The sequence below is a fragment of the Streptomyces sp. NBC_00316 genome (genome assembly GCF_036158715.1).
Lineage (GTDB): Bacteria > Actinomycetota > Actinomycetes > Streptomycetales > Streptomycetaceae > Streptomyces.
In genome coordinates this window covers 1481085-1499080 of record NZ_CP108023.1, presented here as the reverse complement: position 1 = coordinate 1499080, position 17996 = coordinate 1481085, and the positions used below count along the sequence as shown (strand labels likewise).

At 71.7% G+C, this 17996-nt stretch carries 13 protein-coding genes; 4 read left to right on the top strand and 9 right to left on the bottom strand.

Annotated features, from left to right (window positions below):
- Positions 1-9: 9 nt before the first annotated feature.
- The 7 genes from OG878_RS06705 to OG878_RS06675 all read right to left on the bottom strand — a co-directional run bounded on the left by OG878_RS06705 (position 10) and on the right by OG878_RS06675 (position 11462).
- A complete protein-coding gene (locus OG878_RS06705) occupies positions 10-1995 on the bottom strand; it encodes a hypothetical protein (protein ID WP_328885921.1) in 1986 nt (661 codons plus the stop codon).
- Positions 1992-3152 (bottom strand): VWA domain-containing protein, encoded by a 1161-nt coding sequence (locus tag OG878_RS06700; protein WP_328885920.1) that lies wholly within the window; start codon positions 3150-3152, stop codon positions 1992-1994. Before OG878_RS06700 ends, OG878_RS06705 begins: the two co-directional genes overlap by 4 nt.
- On the bottom strand, positions 3149-5566 hold the full coding sequence (locus OG878_RS06695) for a DUF5682 family protein (RefSeq protein ID WP_328885919.1): 2418 nt from the start codon (positions 5564-5566) through the stop codon (positions 3149-3151). The genes OG878_RS06700 and OG878_RS06695 overlap by 4 nt, the downstream gene beginning before the upstream one ends.
- On the bottom strand, positions 5566-6756 hold the full coding sequence (locus tag OG878_RS06690; RefSeq protein ID WP_443049240.1) for an ATP-binding protein: 1191 nt from the start codon (positions 6754-6756) through the stop codon (positions 5566-5568). The genes OG878_RS06695 and OG878_RS06690 overlap by 1 nt, the downstream gene beginning before the upstream one ends.
- Before the next feature lie 2 nt (positions 6757-6758).
- A complete protein-coding gene (locus OG878_RS06685) occupies positions 6759-10412 on the bottom strand; it encodes a DUF4132 domain-containing protein (RefSeq protein WP_328885917.1) in 3654 nt (1217 codons plus the stop codon).
- Between the two features lie 151 nt (positions 10413-10563).
- The gene (locus OG878_RS06680) at positions 10564-11010 is read right to left on the bottom strand and encodes a hypothetical protein (RefSeq protein ID WP_328885916.1); all 447 of its coding nucleotides are present in this window, start codon (positions 11008-11010) and stop codon (positions 10564-10566) included.
- Entirely contained in the window at positions 11004-11462 is a 459-nt protein-coding gene (locus OG878_RS06675; protein ID WP_328885915.1) for an ATP-binding protein, read from the bottom strand. The genes OG878_RS06680 and OG878_RS06675 overlap by 7 nt, the downstream gene beginning before the upstream one ends.
- Before the next feature lie 204 nt (positions 11463-11666).
- Between OG878_RS06675 and OG878_RS06670 the strand changes: the two genes are divergently transcribed.
- From OG878_RS06670 to OG878_RS06660, 3 genes are all read left to right on the top strand, one after another.
- A complete protein-coding gene (locus tag OG878_RS06670; RefSeq protein WP_328885914.1) occupies positions 11667-12527 on the top strand; it encodes a helix-turn-helix domain-containing protein in 861 nt (286 codons plus the stop codon).
- Between the two features lie 2 nt (positions 12528-12529).
- Positions 12530-12772, top strand: a complete 243-nt coding sequence (locus OG878_RS06665; protein ID WP_277330172.1) for a DUF397 domain-containing protein — start codon at positions 12530-12532, stop codon at positions 12770-12772.
- Positions 12773-12855: 83 nt separating this feature from the next.
- The gene (locus OG878_RS06660) at positions 12856-13665 is read left to right on the top strand and encodes an SAM-dependent methyltransferase (protein ID WP_328885913.1); all 810 of its coding nucleotides are present in this window, start codon (positions 12856-12858) and stop codon (positions 13663-13665) included.
- A 27-nt stretch (positions 13666-13692) separates the two neighbouring features.
- Here the strand turns inward: OG878_RS06660 and OG878_RS06655 are convergent, their stop codons facing one another.
- Positions 13693-15180 carry a membrane-associated oxidoreductase gene (locus OG878_RS06655; protein WP_328885912.1) on the bottom strand — a complete coding sequence of 496 codons (1488 nt, stop codon included), beginning with the start codon at positions 15178-15180 and terminating at the stop codon, positions 13693-13695.
- Positions 15181-15383: 203 nt separating this feature from the next.
- On the opposite strand from OG878_RS06655, the gene OG878_RS06650 reads away from it, so the two are divergent.
- Entirely contained in the window at positions 15384-15842 is a 459-nt protein-coding gene (locus tag OG878_RS06650; protein WP_328885911.1) for a YchJ family protein, read from the top strand.
- Between the two features lie 22 nt (positions 15843-15864).
- On the opposite strand, the gene OG878_RS06645 is transcribed toward OG878_RS06650, so the two are convergent.
- The gene (locus tag OG878_RS06645; RefSeq protein WP_328885910.1) at positions 15865-17952 is read right to left on the bottom strand and encodes an MDR family MFS transporter; all 2088 of its coding nucleotides are present in this window, start codon (positions 17950-17952) and stop codon (positions 15865-15867) included.
- Between the last annotated feature and the right edge of the window lie 44 nt (positions 17953-17996).

Here is a 17996-nt window from a genome sequence, read left to right as displayed (position 1 = left end):
CGAGCGTCATCAGCTTTCGGCGGCCCGCAGCTCGCTGCTGACCAGGAGGTGGAGCTGGGCCTCCAGCCAGGCGGCGGTCCGCCCGTTCTCCGACTGCCCGTCCAGCGTGTTCAGGAATGCCCGCAGCAATGCCGCCGCACGGGCCAGCCCGGTCCGGGACAGGTCGGTCGCCGCTTCGTCGATACGGGACCGGGCCGGGGCGGTCGGACGGGACAGCCCGCTGTGGGCCGTGGCGGCGAGCGCGGATATCGCCTCGTCCAGTGCCGCGGCCAGCGGATCCGGTGAGCGGCCTCCGGCCGCCGCCAAGGGCGTGGAGCCGTCACCGGCGGCCAGATCGGGCACGGTCACCCCGGCCGGGGTGAGCACCGCGATCGGGTCGATGACAATGCCGCCGCCGGAGCGGTGCACCGAACCGCTGATATGCGTGGCGCCACTCTCCAACGCGTCGGCCAGAGCGTCCAGCGCCCCCGGGCACTCCGGGCGATAGGCGGACGTCAGCACGGCGGGGGTTCCCGCAGCGTCCAGGACATGCGCTTCGAGGCACTGTCCGGCGGGGTCGTACCCGATGCTCCCCACCTCGGACAGGGCGACGACCCGCACCGATTCCGCCTCGACCCTCGGGCGGATCAGCCGCGGCGGCCGCCCCCGCCAACTGGCCGTGAGAGCCGACAGATCGCGTACGAGGAGGGGCTCGGGCAGCTCCGTCCACGCGGCGCCGACCGGCGTGATGCTCGTGGTTCCGAGCCGGCCCCGGGCGATCGTCAGGGCGCGGCTCGCGGTGCGCCGGACGCTCTCGCTGACCAGGCTGCCGGTGGCCAGCGCGGAGAGCGAAGTGGACAGGACACGGCGGGTGGCCAGCCGGTGCCCGGTGAGCTCCTGTCCGTCGGTGGCCGTCCACTCCCTGCGCAGGACCAGGACGGTGCCCGCGCCGGGGTGCGCGAAATACACCTCGGCGACCAGGGCTTCGGCCGTGCCGCGGACCCGGCAGCCCAGCGAGGTGAGCCGGACCCGGCGCAGCGGGGTGTCCCCGGCCTCCCGGGTGCCGAGCGCACCGGGTACCGCGGCGGCCTGCCGCCGGGCGTGGACCTCGGTGAGCAGGGCGGCGACCAGCTCGGGGCGGTAGTGGGCGGTGCGTTCGGCGTAGGCCTCGAGCTGGCCGGTCAGTTCGGCGAGTGCGCCGGCCGGCCAGTGCAGCGCACCGGCGGTCAGCGCGGCACCGGCACGGGCCAGGGCACCTCGGAGCACCGGGCCGGCATGGGCCACCCCCTCCCGCAGCAGCTCGTCGGCGAGCGCCGCCGCCGCGTCCAGTTCGGGGCGGGCCGTGGGCCGGGCGGTGGGGTGCCCGCCGACCTGGACGGTGCTGGACCGGTCCTCGGTCCCCGCTCCGTCGGCGGCCCGGAACGCCCAGACCGCCAGCGCCACCATCTCGTCCCGTACCGCGGCGGCCGCGTCCGTCAGCGCGTACGCGATCTCGCCGGGTACCGGGAACCGCACCGTACAGGTGGGCAGTTCGACCCAGGGCTCCGGATGTTCGGCCGTGGGTCGGTGCACCAGGGCGCCGTAGCCACGTTCGAAGGTGCGACGGGCCGCGGCGAGTGTGCGGGCGCCGAGAGCATCGGTCAGCGCACGGTCGTCGGTGGAGCCTGGGGACCAGTCGGTGACGGGGGCGGGGGCCCGGGAGCCGTCCGCACCGGCCCCGGCGTCACGCTGATAGGCAAGGACGAGTGCGACGAGGTGGCGGCACACTCCCGGTGCGGCGCAGCTGCACCTGCCGTTGTCCAGACCGGCGCCGGGCGGAAGGATCACGGTGATGCCGTCGTCGAAGTGAGCACGGACCGTGGTGTCGGGCTCGGTCGTGAGGCTGGGCGCGGTGCCCGCGTCCAGCTCCTTCGTGGCCCGTTTGACCAGGCCGCGGTTGGCGAGCGCGGCGAGCGTGTCGGGGGACAGGGCCAGCAGATCGGCGCGGGGCGCGGGCCCGGTGGTCGTTTCGGTCATCGGCCCAGCCTCTCGGCGACGAATTCGGCGAGCCGGCCCGGTGTCATCGCCCCGATGTGTGCCCCTGCCTCGGCGAGCCGGCCGGCCAGTTCGCGGTCGTAGTCGGGGTTCGCGTCCTCGTCCAGCGCGGCCAGGCCGAGCACCGTGCTGCCCTGCTGCACCAGCCCGCGCACCGTGCGCAGCAGTCGGTAGGAGTCGCCGCCCTCGTAGAAGTCGGTGATCAGCGCGACGATCGTGCGGCGCGGGTTCTCCACCAGATCCGCGCCGTACTGTACGGCCCGCGCGATGTCCGTTCCGCCGCCGAGCTGGACCCGCATCAGCAGCTCCACCGGGTCCGACACCTCGGAGGTCAGGTCCACCACATTGCTGTCGAAGGCGACGAGGTGCGTCTTGAGGCCCGGGAGCCCCCACAGGCAGGCGGCCGTCACCGCGGAGTGGATCACCGAACCGGCCATCGAACCCGACTGGTCGACCAGCAGGATCAGCTGCCACTGAGTGAGATGGCGTTGGGTACGGGAGTGGAAGTGCGCCCGCTCGATCAGGAGGCGCCGCTCAGCCGGCTGGTAGTGGGCGAGGTTGGCCCGCACGGTCTGCCGGAAGTCGAAGTCCCTTGCCAGCGGCACCCGGCTCGGCTTGCGGGACCGGGTGCCGTGGAACGCCCGCCGGACCTCCGGTTGCAGCTTGGCCAGGAGCTCCTTGACCACCGACGCGACGATGCGCCTGGCGAGCCGCAGCACTTGCGGGTTCATCAGGTGCTTGGTGCGCAGCACGGCCCGCAGCAGTGTGGGGCTCGGCTCGACCCGCTCCAGAACGGCGGGGTCGGTGACGATCTCCTGGATCCCGTACCGCTCGACGGCGTCCCGCTCCAGTCGCTCGATGGTCTCCGTCGGGAAGAGCCGGTGGATGTCGTCGAGCCAGTCGATCGCGGTCACCGGCGAAGGCCCGTCCCCACCGGTGCGACGGGTGTTCGTCCCCGAGCGGCGCACCCCGCGTCTGGCGAGGTCGGGGTCACGGCCGTAGAGCCAGTCGAGCGCCGCATCCTGCGCGGCGTGGCCCGGCCCCAGTGGTCCGGTGTGCCGTTCGGCGGCGGCGCCGAGGATCAGCCGCCAACGCTCCAGCCCGGCGTCGGGCGTCATCGGTTCGGGTGTCGTGGTCATGATGCAGCTCCGAGACCGTAACGGGACAGCAGCCGGGACACGTTCTCCTCCAGGGCGCCGGCACGGGCGATCAGCAGCGGGTCCGCGGTCGTCCGCAGCAGACCGCGCGCCGAGCCGCGCACCCCTCGCCGCTCCAGCAACTGTCCGGCGATCCGCTCGCGTTCACGTGGTGGGAAGAAGGCGAAGGCCTGACGCAGCGCGGGCAGACCCGACAGGAAATCGCCGTCGGGCAGTGCACAGACCGCGCTGTCCAGCACATCGACCAGCGACTCCGTGGCGCCGCCGACTCCCTCACCGCTCTCCGCCGCACCCGTCACCTCGTCACGGGCGAGCGCGAACAGCCCGGCCAGCCAGTCGCCGAGCGCATCCGGGCCGGCCACAGCCACCGTACGCACTGCCTCGGCCGGATCCGTCGATGTCCCCGAAGCCGATCCCAGCGCCCGGTGCAGGCCGAATGCGGCTCCCCGAAGATCGATGGGGGTGTCCGGGTCACGGCTGATCCTCTGGGCGATCCCGGCGACCGTCCGCCGCGACACGGCAAGCAACTCCGGCGCGTACAGCACCGCATCCCGCACGGCGACCACGGCCCGCAACCGGGGGAAGTCCACCCCCGACGCGCCGCGCGCGCCCTCCAGCAGCCACAGCAGCCGACCCGTCGACCCGTCGATCACGGCGCCGAGCAAGGGGCCGCGCGCCACCCCGTACACGCGGTCGTGCCGCCACAGGCCCAGAGCCGTGGCGAGCACGTCGCCGAGCGGCCCCGGCGCCTTCAGCCGGCCGACGCGTGCGGCCAGTTCGGCGAGCAGCTGCTCCGAGAGATCGCCCACACCGCACAGCACGGTGTCGAACAGAACCCCGGCCAGCGCGTCGGCCCCGGCCTCCGCGTCATGTGTCCGCTCGGTGAGCACGGCTGCCGCCGCCTCCGCCAGTCCCGCCCCGTACGCCCCCGCCTCGACCAGCGCGGCCTCGCGCCCCGGCGACGGCCGCGGCTCCCAGCGCTCGGTGAACACCGGGTCGATGCCGTGCTCGGGACCGGCTGTCCGCCCGTGACCCGGGATCCCCAGCACCCGCAGCCGGTGCAGCACCCGGCTGCGCTCCAGATCGGTGGCGTCGGTGAGGTCGAGGCGGTACGCGCGGTCGTGACCGCCGTCGAGTCCCAGCCGGGCGAGCTGCGCCGCCACATCGTGTACAAGTGGCGGCGCCGGGGTGGCGGGATGCAGCCGCCCGGTGCGGTCGCCGCTGCAGGCCGCCACCATCTCGACGACCGCAGGATGGCTGCCCGCCGACAACGTGCCCCGGCTCGTCCACGGCAGCGGCCGGTCCAGGTCGTCCGTGATCAGGGCACCCGCGAGACCGTCCAGCACGTCGATCCTGGCAGGACGCGGATGGCCGCGCAGCGCGGTGAGCCCCTGGGCCAGACTGCGTGCCGCGATCAGATCGGCGGTGGACACCGGGAACCTCCGGGCCCGCAGCCGCTCCACGACCGTTCGCAGCAGCCCGTCCGCCGCGGCCTCGGGGCCCGCGTCCCACACCTGCTGGTAGTAGCCGGGCGACGGCATGCCCGACTGATACCCGGCGAACGCGTCCAACTGGCGGAACGAGTACGGCACGAGGAAACTACCCGCCCGTGCCTCCTCCGGCGGAGCGGGCACCTGCGGCCACCCGTCCGCCCCGAGGGCCCAACCGTCCCCACCGCCACCGAAAAGAAGTTCGCTGACAGCACCGGAAGCCTCGACAGCACCGACAGCGGGGCCGACGATTCCGTCGGAGCCACGGATCCCGGCGAGCGCGCGCAGCGCCGGCTGGTGGAAGCCACCGGTCACCACCAGCACCGGCCGCTCCCCGGCCGCAACCAACGCCGCCCGCACCCACGCCGCCATATAGGCCTCGCGTGCCCGGTCACCCGCATCGGCCTCCGCGTCCCCGCGCACCAGCGCGAAGTACGCGTCGAGACGCGCGGCGAGACCGTCGTCCGGCTCCACCTCGAACAACCGGTCCCACAGCGCGTCCGAGGAGTCCACCGCGAAGTGCCGGCAGAGCCGCTCGGTGGCCTCCGCGTACCGGACCTCCGCGTCGGCGTACCGGTTGGCGCGCTCGGCGAACGCCGGATGCCAGGCCGGCAGGTCGATGAAGCGGACCTCCGCACCGGCTGCCCGGCCCGCCCGCAGCGCGACCCACTCCGGCGAGTAGTCGCACAGCGGTGCCCACGACGTCGCGGCCCGCTGCCCGTCGCGGTAGTGGCTGAACACCGCGACCGGCAACTCGTGCCCGAGCAGCAGCTCGTCCAGCCGGGCGTTCATCTCGGCCGGACCCTCCACCAGCACGTGGGCGGGGCGCAGTTCCTCGATGGTCCGCTCGACGAGCCGGGCGCAGGCGGGGGAGTGGTGGCGCACCCCCAGGAAGACGGCGGGCATCAGTCGGCCAGCAGATGGCGTGCGTCGTACAGGGCCTGCCACTGCGGGCCGCGGCGGCGCGGCACCTGCTGCTCCAGGTAGCGGCGCAGCCGGGCCAGGTCCTCCGGGCTGTCCTTGGCAGCCGTACCGGCCAGACACGCCACCACATCGGCCGCGCTGCCCGGCTCGCCGCGCAGGAACCAGCCGCGTACGCCCACGGCATGGGCGACCGAGACCGCCTCCGCGGTACTCATCACGGCCGAGGGCCGGTCCGGGCCCGCGCCCGAGCCGTCCGGCCCGCCCGACCCGGCGCCCGCACGCAGCTCGCGGAACGTACCGACCAGGACCTCCAGGACGTCCCGGTCCGGTGGCGGCTCCACGCCCGAGCGCCGCAACAGGGTGCTCACCTCGGCCTCGACGAGCGCCAGCTCCGTGTCCAGGTCCGGGATCGGGAACACCGTCTCGAAGTTGAACCGCCGCTTGAGCGCCGCGCTCATCTCATTGACGCCGCGGTCCCGGGTGTTGGCCGTAGCGATCACATTGAAGCCCTGCCGGGCGAAGACCATGCCGTCGGGACCGGTCAGCTCGGGGATCGCCACCACCCGCTCGGACAGCAGCGAGAGCAGCGAGTCCTGCACCTCCAGCGGGCAGCGGGTGATCTCCTCGAACCGTACGAGCCGGCCCTCCGCCATCCCGCGCAGCATCGGCGCCGGGACGAGCGACCGTGTCGACGGGCCCTCGGCGACCAGCAGCGCGTAGTTCCAGCCGTACTTGATCTGGTCCTCCGTGGTGGCCGCGCCACCCTGCACCGTCAGCGTCGAGTCCCCGCTGACCGCCGCCGCGATCAGCTCGGACAGCAGCGACTTGGCGGTGCCCGGCTCGCCCACCAGCATCAGTCCGCGACTCGTCGCCAGGGTCACCAGCGCCCGGTCGACGAGCGACGGATTGCCGACGAACTTCCGGCTGATGCCCGCGTCCGTGTCGCCGATGACGAACCTGCGGGCCGCCCGCAGACTCAACTCCCAGCCCGGCGGCCGCGGACCGCGGTCGCCGGCGCGCAGCGCGGCCAGCTCCTCGGCGTACCTGACCTCGGCCGGCGGCCGTTGCACGGACGGCCCGCTCTCCGCCCCGCCGGAAGCCCCGCCCGACCGGCCCTTCGGCACCGACCCCGCATCCGTCGGAGCCTTAGTCACCACAGTCGGCTTCCGCACGGTCATGACGCGACGCCCTCGGTCAGCTCCGCCAGGTCGGCGAGTGCTTCGGACACGGTCACCGGGTCGAGATCGGCGAACCGCAGCGGATAGGTCCGCAGCGGGTGGTGGTCGGTGGGGTGATCGTCGAGCCACACCGTTTCGAGAGTCTGGTCCGGGAACATGTCGACCACACCGACCGCGATGCCGGTGTCCAGGGCGATCACCAGATACACGTTGTCGGCGAGTTCCTTGGAGATCCACCGTTCGACCCCGGCATCCTGCGGCACCCCCCGCTCCCAGCCGCGCCGCTCCAGCCCGAGCACCTTGCCCGTCGGCACCTTGAGCCCCTCGAACCGCGGCAGCCGGTGTCCTCCGGCCTCCCCGTCCACAAGCCGGAACACGGCGCGGCCCAGCTGCGGGAACGGTTGCAGGATCTCGTAGTCGGCGAACACTTCCGACCAGTCGTCCAGCTCCGCGCCCAGAGCCATCGGGTGCGCGATCCGCACGGTTGCGGCGTCGGCGGGCTCGAAGGCTTCGTCCTCGACGTCCGCGAACGTACGGTCCTCGGCCACCCGGAACGTACTGGTCACTCCGTCGGTCTCGCTCAGCCACACCAGCCGGCGCACCAGGTGCCAGAGCAGCGGGTGCTGGAGGAACAGCTCACGGAACTCCGCCATCGTCCAGGAACGCCGCGTCACCATCGCCGCCTCCAGCCGCCGCACCTGGTCGGAGGCGACCGTCCGCACGTCCTTCTTCAGCGCCATGAACCGCTTGCGCTCCGCCGGGGCCAGCTCCGCGTCGTCCCGCGCACCCGGCATCGGCAGATCCTTGCGGCGCTTGCCGTCGCCGTCCAGCACGTACGGCCGCAGCTGCTCGTCGAAGCCGACGGTGAAACGGCGGGTGCCGTAGTCGACGACCGTCGAACCCCCGGCGTCCAGCCCGAAGTCCGGCACCAGCCGGTCGGAGAGCTGTTCGCCGGTCAGCCCCAGCCCCGAGGCCACCTCGGCGATCTTCTCCTGGGCCCGGACCTTCAGCGCCTTGAACTTCACGCGCTGCGAGATGCCGTGCAGATGCAGCAGCGCGACATCGGTGCCGATGGCGGCCAGCACATTCAGACCCTCGACCGCCCGGTGATGTGCGCCCTCGCCCGGCCAGGCCCGGATGAGGGGCGTGAGCCTCCGCACCGTCCCGTCGTCGCCGAGCAGCCCGAGCGCGTGCAGCGCCCAGGACTCCTTGGCGGGCATCCCGGCCAGCCGCCACTGCTCGAACAGAGCCCAGGCGAACTCGGCGAGCGATTCCGGGTCCGCCGTCTCCACGAGGGGCGCCACCCCCGGATATGTCTCCCCGGGCTTGGACAGCGCCAGCACCATCAGGGCGTGCCGGACGGACTCCTCCGGCAGCGCGCCCCCTGCCCGGACGATGATCTGCGGCAGCAGGGCCGGTTGCGCCCATGCGGGCACAGCCGGCAGCTTGGCGGGCAGCGCCCGCTCCAGCGGGTCGGCCGAGAGCAGTTCGTCGATCACGCCCGACGCGCCGGCACCGTATCCGGCGGCGGCTTCGCGCACCACCGCGTCCCCGTGGACCGCGGCGATCTGCAGCAGTGCCTGCTCGGCGGCGCGACGGCCGGGCCCGGCCTTGCCGACCGCGTCCGGCACCAGAAAGGCGGCGGCCACGGCGCCATGCCGGGCGAACCAGGACCGGGCCGTCGCGGCGGTCGACTTGAGGCGCATGGCCCAGTCCGCCATGTGCCGGGCCACCGTGACGTCCACGTACGGCAGGAACAGCGAGGCGAGCGAACTCGGCTGATGGAGCGCTGCGCGGAGCAGCACCTGCAGCGCGTCGAGCCCGAAACGGGCGGCGATCGGCTTGAGCGTCTCCTCGGTGTCCCACAGATCGTCCGGTGCCCACTTGCCGAGCCACGGACGGACCGTCTCCTCCGGACCGTGCAGGAACATCCAGGCGGGTTCGAGGCTGGTCAGGGTTTCCTGCGCCGCGTACGAAGCCGCCTGCTCCTCCCAGTACTTCGCCTGCCGGGGGTCACGCTCGCGCTCGCGGTTGTACCAGGTGCGGCAGGACGCCCACTTCTCCTTCTCGCCCGGCAGCCAGACGATGCCCGGCTCGGCTTCGGCCGTCAGCCCGCCGATGACCGTGGTGCCGGCCGGCTTGCGCGGACGGGACCACGGTGGTGAGACCAGCAGCTCCGGGAGTGTGTGTGCGGGTGCGTCGGCGATCCGCCCGACAGGGTTGAGAAGGGGCTCGACCAGTGCGGCCAGGCCGGCGTCGAGCGTGGGGATCACCGCTGCGACCAGTTCGCGGTGGGCGCCGATGTGCCCGGTGAGCAGCAGTCTGCTCACTTCGGCGGACCACGGCGCCGAACCGTCGCGCACGGCGACGGCGAGCAGGCGCAGCGCACGGACCGGATAGCGGTGTGCCGCCTCGAGCAGGGCGGCCCGCACAGGCTTCGCGTCCGCGTGGGCGAGGAGCAGGCCGAAGGACTCGTCCGACGGGAGCTCCACCAGCGCGTTGGCGATCAGCTTCACATAGTCCTTGCTGTACCGGTTGTCCAGGGCGGTGGCCAGCAGCGGTGCGACCGCCACACCGATGCCCTCGGCGACCGTGCCGATCAGGGCGATCGACCAGCTGGAGCCGGCCCGCTCGGCGAGCTCGCCGACCTGCTCCGGGGAGTTGAGTGAACAGAACATCAGGGAGCGCAGGGTCTGATCGCTCTCGGCAATCACCTCCGGGTCCGTGCAGATCTCGGCGACCCACTCCGTCTCGCTCGGCACCAGATACGACACGACGACGCGGCGCACCACATCGGTACGACAGCGGGCGAGTGCGGCGACCGTCGTCCGGTAGGTCTCGGCGTCGGCGTCGGCGAGCAGGGCACGGACGCGGTCGGCGGCCGGTCGGCGCGTCGATGTCCAGTAACCGTTGCCACGCGCCGAAGCGGCCGTGACCCACGGGTCGTAACGGCGTCTGCCGGACTGCTCCCATCGCGCTTCCACTGTGAAGAGTTCCACGACCGCGCGGGCGGCGAACGGCAGTCCGTACGCCTGGGCCCAGCTGTCGGCCCATGCCTCGAACCTCAGCGAATGAAGCCCGACCGCCGCGGCGAGGACTGCCGCGCCGACGGGGTCCGGACTGCCCGCCAGATGCGACTGTGCGGCCTCGACGAGCCGGTCGTCGCTGCGCGGAGCCGTCAGGAACTCGCGGATCCACTCGCGCTCCTCGGTGAGCCGGCGCTCCACCACGTCCAGCGCTTCCTGCGAGGCCTTGCCGGGCGGGCGCCGCACGCCCCCGCGCCGCGGGTGCAGTTGTCGCCGCCAGGCGCTCGGCAGCTCGAAGGTGTCCTCGTCGGGGAGCGCCCCCTGAGCGCCGCCGGAGGCTCCGTCAGTCCGAGCAGCTCCCTCGGTCCCACCGGCCCCTGCCGCCCTCGCGGGTGCCTCCGTCACCTCGGTATCGGCCCCGCCCACCTCCCGGTAGCCCTTGCGCTCCTTCTCGGTGATCGTTCTGCGCACCTGCTCCCGCGCGGCGTCCGCCGACGCGTACTCCTTGCTCTGCGTGCGCCCGTCGCTTCCGCACCGCCCGTACCGCACCGTCACCACGGCGCCGTCGGCCCCGGTCTCCCAGAACTTCGACGCACTGCCCTCGACGTACTCCCAGCGCCGCACCGGCCCGCCCCCTCCACACTCCGGACAGCCCGCTCCCCGGCGGGCTTCTCGATCAGTGCTGCCACACTAGATCGCGCCACTGACAACGCAGCGTGACGGTGCACCGAGCGGGAATAACCCCAGGTCAAGGGTGTAGTGAAGGGGCTGAGGCTCAGCCGGCGGGCACCACGCGGGGGCCATCGGCGGTCGACACCCAGGACGGTGTCACCCCGGTGATCTGGCACACCATCAGGAACAGCGGAATGGGCGGGGTGTAGGGCGTACGGCTGTCGGGTGCATGGATCAGCCGGGGCCGCACCGCGGGGACATAGGCGCCCCTCGCGTACGCGACCTGAGCCGGCCAGCCCAGATCCTGGTCCGAGCCCGCCGGCACGATCCACCACCAGCGCTCGGCGTCCGCGAAGACGCAACCGGTGCGCGGAAGGTGGGACATCAGCCGGAAGCCGTACCCGGCCGGGACCCCCACGGCGTCGCAGCCCAGACTTGCCGACAGCGCGGGCGGTACGGGGAGCTGCACCCCGCCGTCACCGGCGCCGGGCGGCTGTGGCTCACGGGAGCGGCGCGTTCCGAGCAACTGTGACATCGCGTTCCTCAACATGACTGCTCCATGCTGTGCGGCAATTCTGCCCAGACGATGCGGCCCGAGCCGTCACCGGCGTCGCGGGACCCCCAGGCGCGGCTCATCGCGTCGACGAGCAGCAGGCCACGTCCGTGTTCGTCATCGGCGGTAGGGCACAGCTTCGGGCCGCCGGGCTGGTGTCCTTGGTCCTGTACGGCTATGCGCAGCCGTCTTTCGAGGCAGCGCAGCTCGCACACGACGCGCGCGCTCGCGGTGTGCACCACTGCGTTGGTGACCAGCTCCGAGACGATCAGGACCGCCGCTTCCTGGGCATCCGTGTTCAGTCGCCACTCGTCCAGCCGGGTGCGCGTCAACCGCCGCGCGCCTGCCACCGACTCCGGTCGGGCGGGCAGCGCGAAGCAGTACCGGAGCGCTTCCGTCCCGGGGCTGAGATCGATGTGCCGGGGGATGAGCGCACTGCCAGGTGCCACGACCGATTCCTCACAGTGGGGGGAACGTCACGCTTCGCATCTCGGGGGGAGAGAGCGGGCATGAGCAAGTGAACTGCTTCACTCACCAACTCTCCCCCTGTCGCGAACACTTGGCAAGGGGCACTCTGAAATTTCCAGAGTGGCTGTGTCTTTGACGGCATACGCATGGCACACTGCTCGCAAACAGCGCATCGGAGGTCTGAAGTGAGCGAACCGCGGTCCGCCCCGACCGTGGGTCAGGTCGTTCTCGGCAAGCGCCTGCAGGATCTGCGGGAGCGTGTCGGCCTGAGCCGTGAGCAGGCTGCCAAGGTGCTGCGGGTCGCTCCAGCGACGATTCGCCGGATGGAGACCGCAGAGGTCGCGCTCAAGATCCCTTATGTGCAACTGCTCCTGAAGGCCTACGGGATCGCCGATGAGGAGGCCGACTCCTTCGTCGAGCTCGCCGAGGAGGCCAACAAGCCCGGCTGGTGGCAGCGGTTCCACGATGTCCTGCCCGACTGGTTCAGCATGTACGTCAGTCTGGAGGGCGCCGCGAGCCTTCTGCGCATGTATGAACCGCACTTCGTCCCTGGACTCCTGCAGACCGAGGACTACGCACGTTCGGTGATGCGCAGCGGCGCCATCGGCCAGACCCGGCCCGAGGACATCGAGCGTCATGTGGCGCTGCGGATGGAACGCCAGGCCCTGCTGACGCGGCCGGACGCGCCGAGGCTCTGGGTGGTGATGGACGAGACGGTCCTGCGCCGGCCCGTCGGCAGCGCCGACGCCATGCGCGAGCAGACCGACCGGCTGCTCCAGGCGACCGAGATGCCCAATGTGACGCTGCAGATCGCGGAGTTCGCGACCGGCCACCACCCGGGCACCTACGGTCCGTTCGTCCTCTTCCGCTTCGCCGTCCCCGAACTGCCCGACATGGTGTTCAGCGAGTACCTGACCGGTGCCGTCTACTTCGACGCGCGCCCCGAGGTGGCCTCCTACCTCGAAGTCATGGACCGCATGGCGGCCCAGGCCGCAACTGCACAACGCACGAAGGAAATCCTCCGGGACTTCCGCAAGGAGCTGTGATGATGGAACCCATATACAACGGCATGCCGGCCGCCGAACTCGGCTCCGAAGGCTGGTACAAGCCGTGGAGCGGCGGCAACGGTGGCAACTGTGTCGAGGCCATGAAGCTCGCCGACGGCAGAGTCGCCGTACGCCAGTCCGCGGATCCTGACGGCCCCGCCCTGATCTACACCCCCCGTGAGATCGCCGCATTCATCCAGGGCGCCAAGGCCGGTCAGGCGGACTTCCTCCTGACCGGAACCTGACGCGCACACCGGACCCCGAAGAGCCGGCGCCTGTCCGCGCCACCAGCCTCTGTTCGCCGATCCAGGGACCCAAGGAGCGCGCTATGACCGGGCACGACCCGCAGCCGATCGAGATCGACACCAGTAAGCCGCATCCTGCCCGGATGTACGACTGGTTCCTCGGCGGCAAGGACAACTACCCGGTCGACGAACAGATGGCCCAGCAGCTCCTCGCCCTCGACTCACGGGGTCGGGACATGGCCCGGGTGAACCGGGCGTTCATGCACCGTGCCACACGCTGGCTCGCCGGGCAGGGTGTACGCCAGTTCCTGGACATCGGCACCGGCATCCCCACCGAGCCGAACCTCCACCAGATCGCCCAGCAGACCGCCCCGGACGCGCGCATCGTCTACTGCGACAACGATCCGATCGTCCTCGCGCACGCGGCCGCCCTGCTGCGCTCCACCCCCGAGGGCGCCACCGAGTACATCCAGGTCGACGCCCGCGAGCCGGAGGCCATCCTCGAGCAGGCGGGCAAGGTCCTCGACTTCAGCCGTCCCATCGCGCTGTCCCTGCTCGCCCTGCTGCACTTCCTCGACGACGAGGACGGTGCGGCCGAGCTCGTCGACCGGCTCGTGGCGCAGCTCCCCTCGGGAAGCTATCTGGTGCTCTCGCAGACCACCGGGGACTTCAACCCCGAGGGCGCGGCCCAGGCGTCCGCCATGTACAAGGCCCGCGGGATGACGCTGCGTCCGCGCTCGCACGCCGAACTCAGCGCGTTCTTCGACGGGCTCGAGCTCGTCGAGCCGGGTGTCACCCTCTCCGCGGACTGGCACCCGGAACTCGGCGAGGTCATCGACGTCCCGGGCGACGAGCCGATCCCGGGGTACGCGGGAGTGGCCCGTAAGCCGTGACCCCGGCCCGGTGGGGCCTCGGCGCAGTCACTGCCGGCTGACCGACCGGGTGATGCCCGCGGCGATCGTCGTCGCGAGCAGCCACCCGGTCACGATCAGCAGATACGACAGCCCCTGGTACCAGCCCTGCGGATTGAACGCCTTCTCCTGTCCGAAGTCGATGATCGGCAGCAGCAGGTCCAGCGTGTAGAAGAGCGCGCTGAACGGCGGCGCCTCGTCCGCCTTCAGCGGCGGCGGATGATGCAGCCCGTAGGCCAGTGACCCCGCCAGCAGCAGCGAGAAGAGCCAGGCGGCGGCCCGCACCGGCCGGAAGCCGTATCCCACGGTGACATCCTGGAGGTAGCCCCACACCCGGGCGTACCCGGGCAGCGTGGCCCGGTGTCTGCGCTGCTTCGCGAGCAGCACCGTACGCGCGGCGTCGTCGTCACCGATCCGCCGGTACGCCGCCGTCAACTGCTCGTACGCGTACGGCACATAGCCCTCCGCGTCCCGTTCGAGCAGGGGCAGCCGCTGACCGGCCGGCAGATGGGGGAGCAGGGCCGTGTACGTCAGCCCGTCCAGCTGGGCCGACTGCGGCCAGACCGCCGGGTCGGCGTGGATGAGATCGACCTTCGCCCGGCGGAGATTCATTCCGCCGCGGACCGGGGCGGCCTCCCGCAGCCACAGCTCGCCGATCGTGGCACCGCTGGCACGCAGCGCCATGCCGCCGGGATTGGACAGCCGGGCGTACGCGAAATCGAGCTGACCCGGTATCCGGGCGCCACGCAGATCGACCCGCCCCCGGATACGGATCCGCACCCCGTGGACGTCGGAGCCGACACCGAGGTTCTCGGCCTGCAGCGCGGTTGCCCCGGGGTGGTGCAGTTCGGCGTCGTCGAGCCGGATCTGCCCGGTGACGGCGGCTCCGTCGAGCCGGACCTCACCGTGCACCACCAGCCCCGGCCACCACAGGTCGTCCTCGACGACCGCGTGGTTCAGCTGCAGAACGGCCTCGTCATGGGGGGCCGTCGTGCCGTCCGCGTTCACCCCGATGCGGGCCCGGTCGAAGAACAGCGCCTGGGTGATCTTCGAGCCGCCGAGCCGGACCGGGCCGGAGATCCGGCAGTCGGTCAGCCGCAGCACCCCGTCGATCCGGACGGTCGCGGCAGTGAGCCCGGGCAGCACCGAATTGCTCAGATTGAGCTGGCGCAGCTGCGAGCCGTACAGATTCGGGGTCTCCTCGAAATGACATCCGGCAAGCAGCACCGCGCATTCGGAGATCACGTACCGCACATCGAGCGCGCCCGTGATCCGTGCGCCCAGGATGCGCAGCGCGGGCACCTGACCGTCCTCCCGCGCGCCGCCGATCAGCAGCGCCCTCAGCACGTCGGCGCGCACGGTGCGCTCAGGGCCCCAGCCCTGCCCGGTCTCCGGGTCGTCCTCGGCTTCCACTCCGGTACGGAAATCGACGGGGACACCGCGCGGGAAAGCGTCCCGGACACGGCGCTCGGCGGGGGTCAGCGCGGTGATCTCCATCGGCGGGACTCTGACCCGTGGCCCGACAGAGTGTCAAGCCCTGCCTCCCCCGGCCTTGTGCGGGCGCAGCTGCGCCGCTGCACGGGGCTCGGCCCCACCGAGTGCCGCCGCGGCTTCACGGAGACGCGGTGACACGCCGGTCCCGCACGGCTGCGTCCACCCTGACCCACCGGTCCGATCCCGCCGCGGGTCACAATGGATCCATGTCCCGACGCAGCTCACGCCCCCGGCAGACCGCTGCCGCGCGCACCCGGACCGCCCAGGCCACCGCGATCACGCCGGCCTCGCCGTGCCCGTGCGGCCTGCCCGCCACGTACGCCGACTGCTGCGGACGGCTGCACGCCGGGAACGCCGCCGCGCCGAGCTGCGAGGCGCTGATGCGTTCGCGGTACGCCGCCTTCGTCGTCCAGGACGCGGCGTATCTGCTCCGCACCTGGCACCCGGACACCCGGCCGCCCGCCATCGACTTCGATCCCGGAATGCGCTGGGAGCGTCTGGAGATCCTCGCGACCACGGACGGCAGTGCCTTCCACACCACCGGCACGGTCACCTTCAGGGCCCATTACACGGACCGCGGCCGGGCGGACTCGCTGCACGAGCAGAGCCGATTCGTCCGGCACGAGGGCGCCTGGGTCTACACGGAACCGGTCTTCGTCGACTGATCTGCGGATGACGGCGCCCGGCTCAGGCCGGGACACGTACCCGGGGCGACCCGTCCGTGCCCGCCGGGGACAGCTCCTGCTCCAGGTCCTCCGCCAGCAGCCGTTTGGCGATCACATCGACCGCGGCCCGCAGCTGCTTGTCGTCGGGGCGTGTGCCGTCGTGGTCCAGCTGCTCACCCAGCCAGTCGGCCCAGGCGCGGGAGATCGCAGCCGACTCCCGGCGGCCGGCCTCGGTCTGCGTGAAGAGGTGGCCGTCCCCGCTGAGATACCCCTCCTCGATCATCCGGTCGAAGACCGGCACCAGCACCTCGGGCGGAACCCGGTGCCGGGTCGCGATCAGACCGAGGCCCGCATGGCCGACCATCCTGGTGAACAGTTCGACCTGCATCACCGCCCAGGCGCCCGCCATGTCGAGCCGGGTGTCCGAGGCGGCGACGATCCGCCGGGCCGTGTCCGGGCCCATACCCCGCACGAGCTTCGCCACCGAGAACTCGAGCAGTTTCGCCGAGTCCCCGTCGCTCGGGGAGGCGAACCCCTCGCCCATGTCGGTCGAGCCGGCCCGTGCGGTGTCCCGCAGTTTCACCTCTTTCAGGCCGAGGGCCACGACGAACCCGAGCAGCGCGACCGGCACCGTCCACAGGAACACGGTGTGGAGCGTGTCCGTGTACGCCTGGACCAGTGGCGCGGACTGCCCGGGCGGCAGGCTGTGCAGTCCTTTGGGACTCTGCGCCGCCTCCGCCAGGACCGCGGGATCGCCACCCGCCCGCGCGGCGGCGGCGACCCCCTCGGTCAGGTTCGGCCCCAGCGTGTTGGCGTAGATCGTGCCGAAGACAGCGGTACCGAAGGAACTGCCGAGCGTACGGAAGAACGTCACACCCGACGTCGCCGTGCCGAGGTCCGCGTAGTCGACCGTGTTCTGCACGGCGATCGTCAGCACCTGCATGGACAGCCCGATGCCGACACCGAGCACCAGCATGTACACCGACTCCAGCCAGACCCCGCTGTCCGGCCCCATCCGGGACAGCAGAAACAGCCCTGCCGCCATGATCAGCGAGCCGACGATGGGGAAGATCCGGTACCTGCCGGTCTTGCTGACGACATTGCCGCTGAAGATCGAGGCGAGGAGCAGAGCGATGATGAGCGGTAGCGTCCGCACGCCCGACAGGGTCGCCGAGTTCCCGTCCACGAACTGCAGATACGTGGGCAGGAAGATCATCGCGCCGAGCAGCGCGAAGCCCACGATGAAGCTGAGCACCGAGCAGACGGTGAAGACCGGATTCCGGAACAGCCGCATCGGCAGCATCGGTTCCTTCGCCCGGAGCTCCACCAGGCAGAACAGCGCGAGCGCGACGACACCGCCGACGAAGAGGCCGATGATGACGGGCGACGCCCAGGCGTACTGGTTGCCGCCCCAGCTGGTCGCCAGGATCAGGGCGCTCGCACCGACCGTGACCATGGTGATGCCCAGATAGTCGATGACCGGCCGCCCGGACGCCTTGACCGCCGGGATCGTCCGGGCTGCGGCGATCACCACCACGATCGCGATCGGCACATTGACGTAGAACGCCCAGCGCCACGAGAGATGGTCGGTGAACAGCCCGCCGAGCAGCGGCCCGACCACCGTGGCCAGCCCGAAGACCGCTCCCATCGCGCCCTGGTACTTGCCGCGTTCGCGCAACGGGATCACATCGGCGATCAGCGCCATCGAGGTGACCATCAGTCCACCCGCGCCGATGCCCTGCAGCCCGCGCCAGATGATCAGCATCGTCATGTTGGTCGCGAGACCGCACAGGAACGAGCCGGTGACGAAGATGATCGCCGAGACCTGGAAGACGATCTTCCGGCCGAAGAGATCACCGAACTTGCCGACCAGGACCGTCGACACGGTCTCGGCGAGCAGATACGCGGTGACCACCCAGGACATATGGGCGGCGCCGCCCAGATCCGAGACGATCGTGGGCAGCGCGGTGCCCACGATCGTCTGGTCCAGAGCAGCCAGCAGAATCCCCAGCACGATCGTGGTGAAGACGATGTTCCGGCGACGCGGGTCGAGCACGGGCGGCGCGACGGCACTCTGCGCGGCGGATGCGGTCTCGCTGGCAGTGGTCACGCTTGCACCCTCACACCGGCCCCGGCACCCCGCATGCGGGGGAC

Bases quoted from the DNA above. Each gene is read 5' to 3' on its own strand.
- OG878_RS06705 (WP_328885921.1), bottom strand. From the start codon at position 1,995: ATGACCGAAACGACCACCGGGCCCGCGCCCCGCGCCGATCTGCTGGCC.
- OG878_RS06695 (WP_328885919.1), bottom strand. From the start codon at position 5,566: ATGCCCGCCGTCTTCCTGGGGGTGCGCCACCACTCCCCCGCCTGCGCC.
- OG878_RS06655 (WP_328885912.1), bottom strand. From the start codon at position 15,180: ATGGAGATCACCGCGCTGACCCCCGCCGAGCGCCGTGTCCGGGACGCT.
- OG878_RS06665 (WP_277330172.1), top strand. From the start codon at position 12,530: ATGGAACCCATATACAACGGCATGCCGGCCGCCGAACTCGGCTCCGAA.
- OG878_RS06680 (WP_328885916.1), bottom strand. From the start codon at position 11,010: ATGTTGAGGAACGCGATGTCACAGTTGCTCGGAACGCGCCGCTCCCGT.
- OG878_RS06700 (WP_328885920.1), bottom strand. From the start codon at position 3,152: ATGACCACGACACCCGAACCGATGACGCCCGACGCCGGGCTGGAGCGT.
- OG878_RS06650 (WP_328885911.1), top strand. From the start codon at position 15,384: ATGTCCCGACGCAGCTCACGCCCCCGGCAGACCGCTGCCGCGCGCACC.
- OG878_RS06660 (WP_328885913.1), top strand. From the start codon at position 12,856: ATGACCGGGCACGACCCGCAGCCGATCGAGATCGACACCAGTAAGCCG.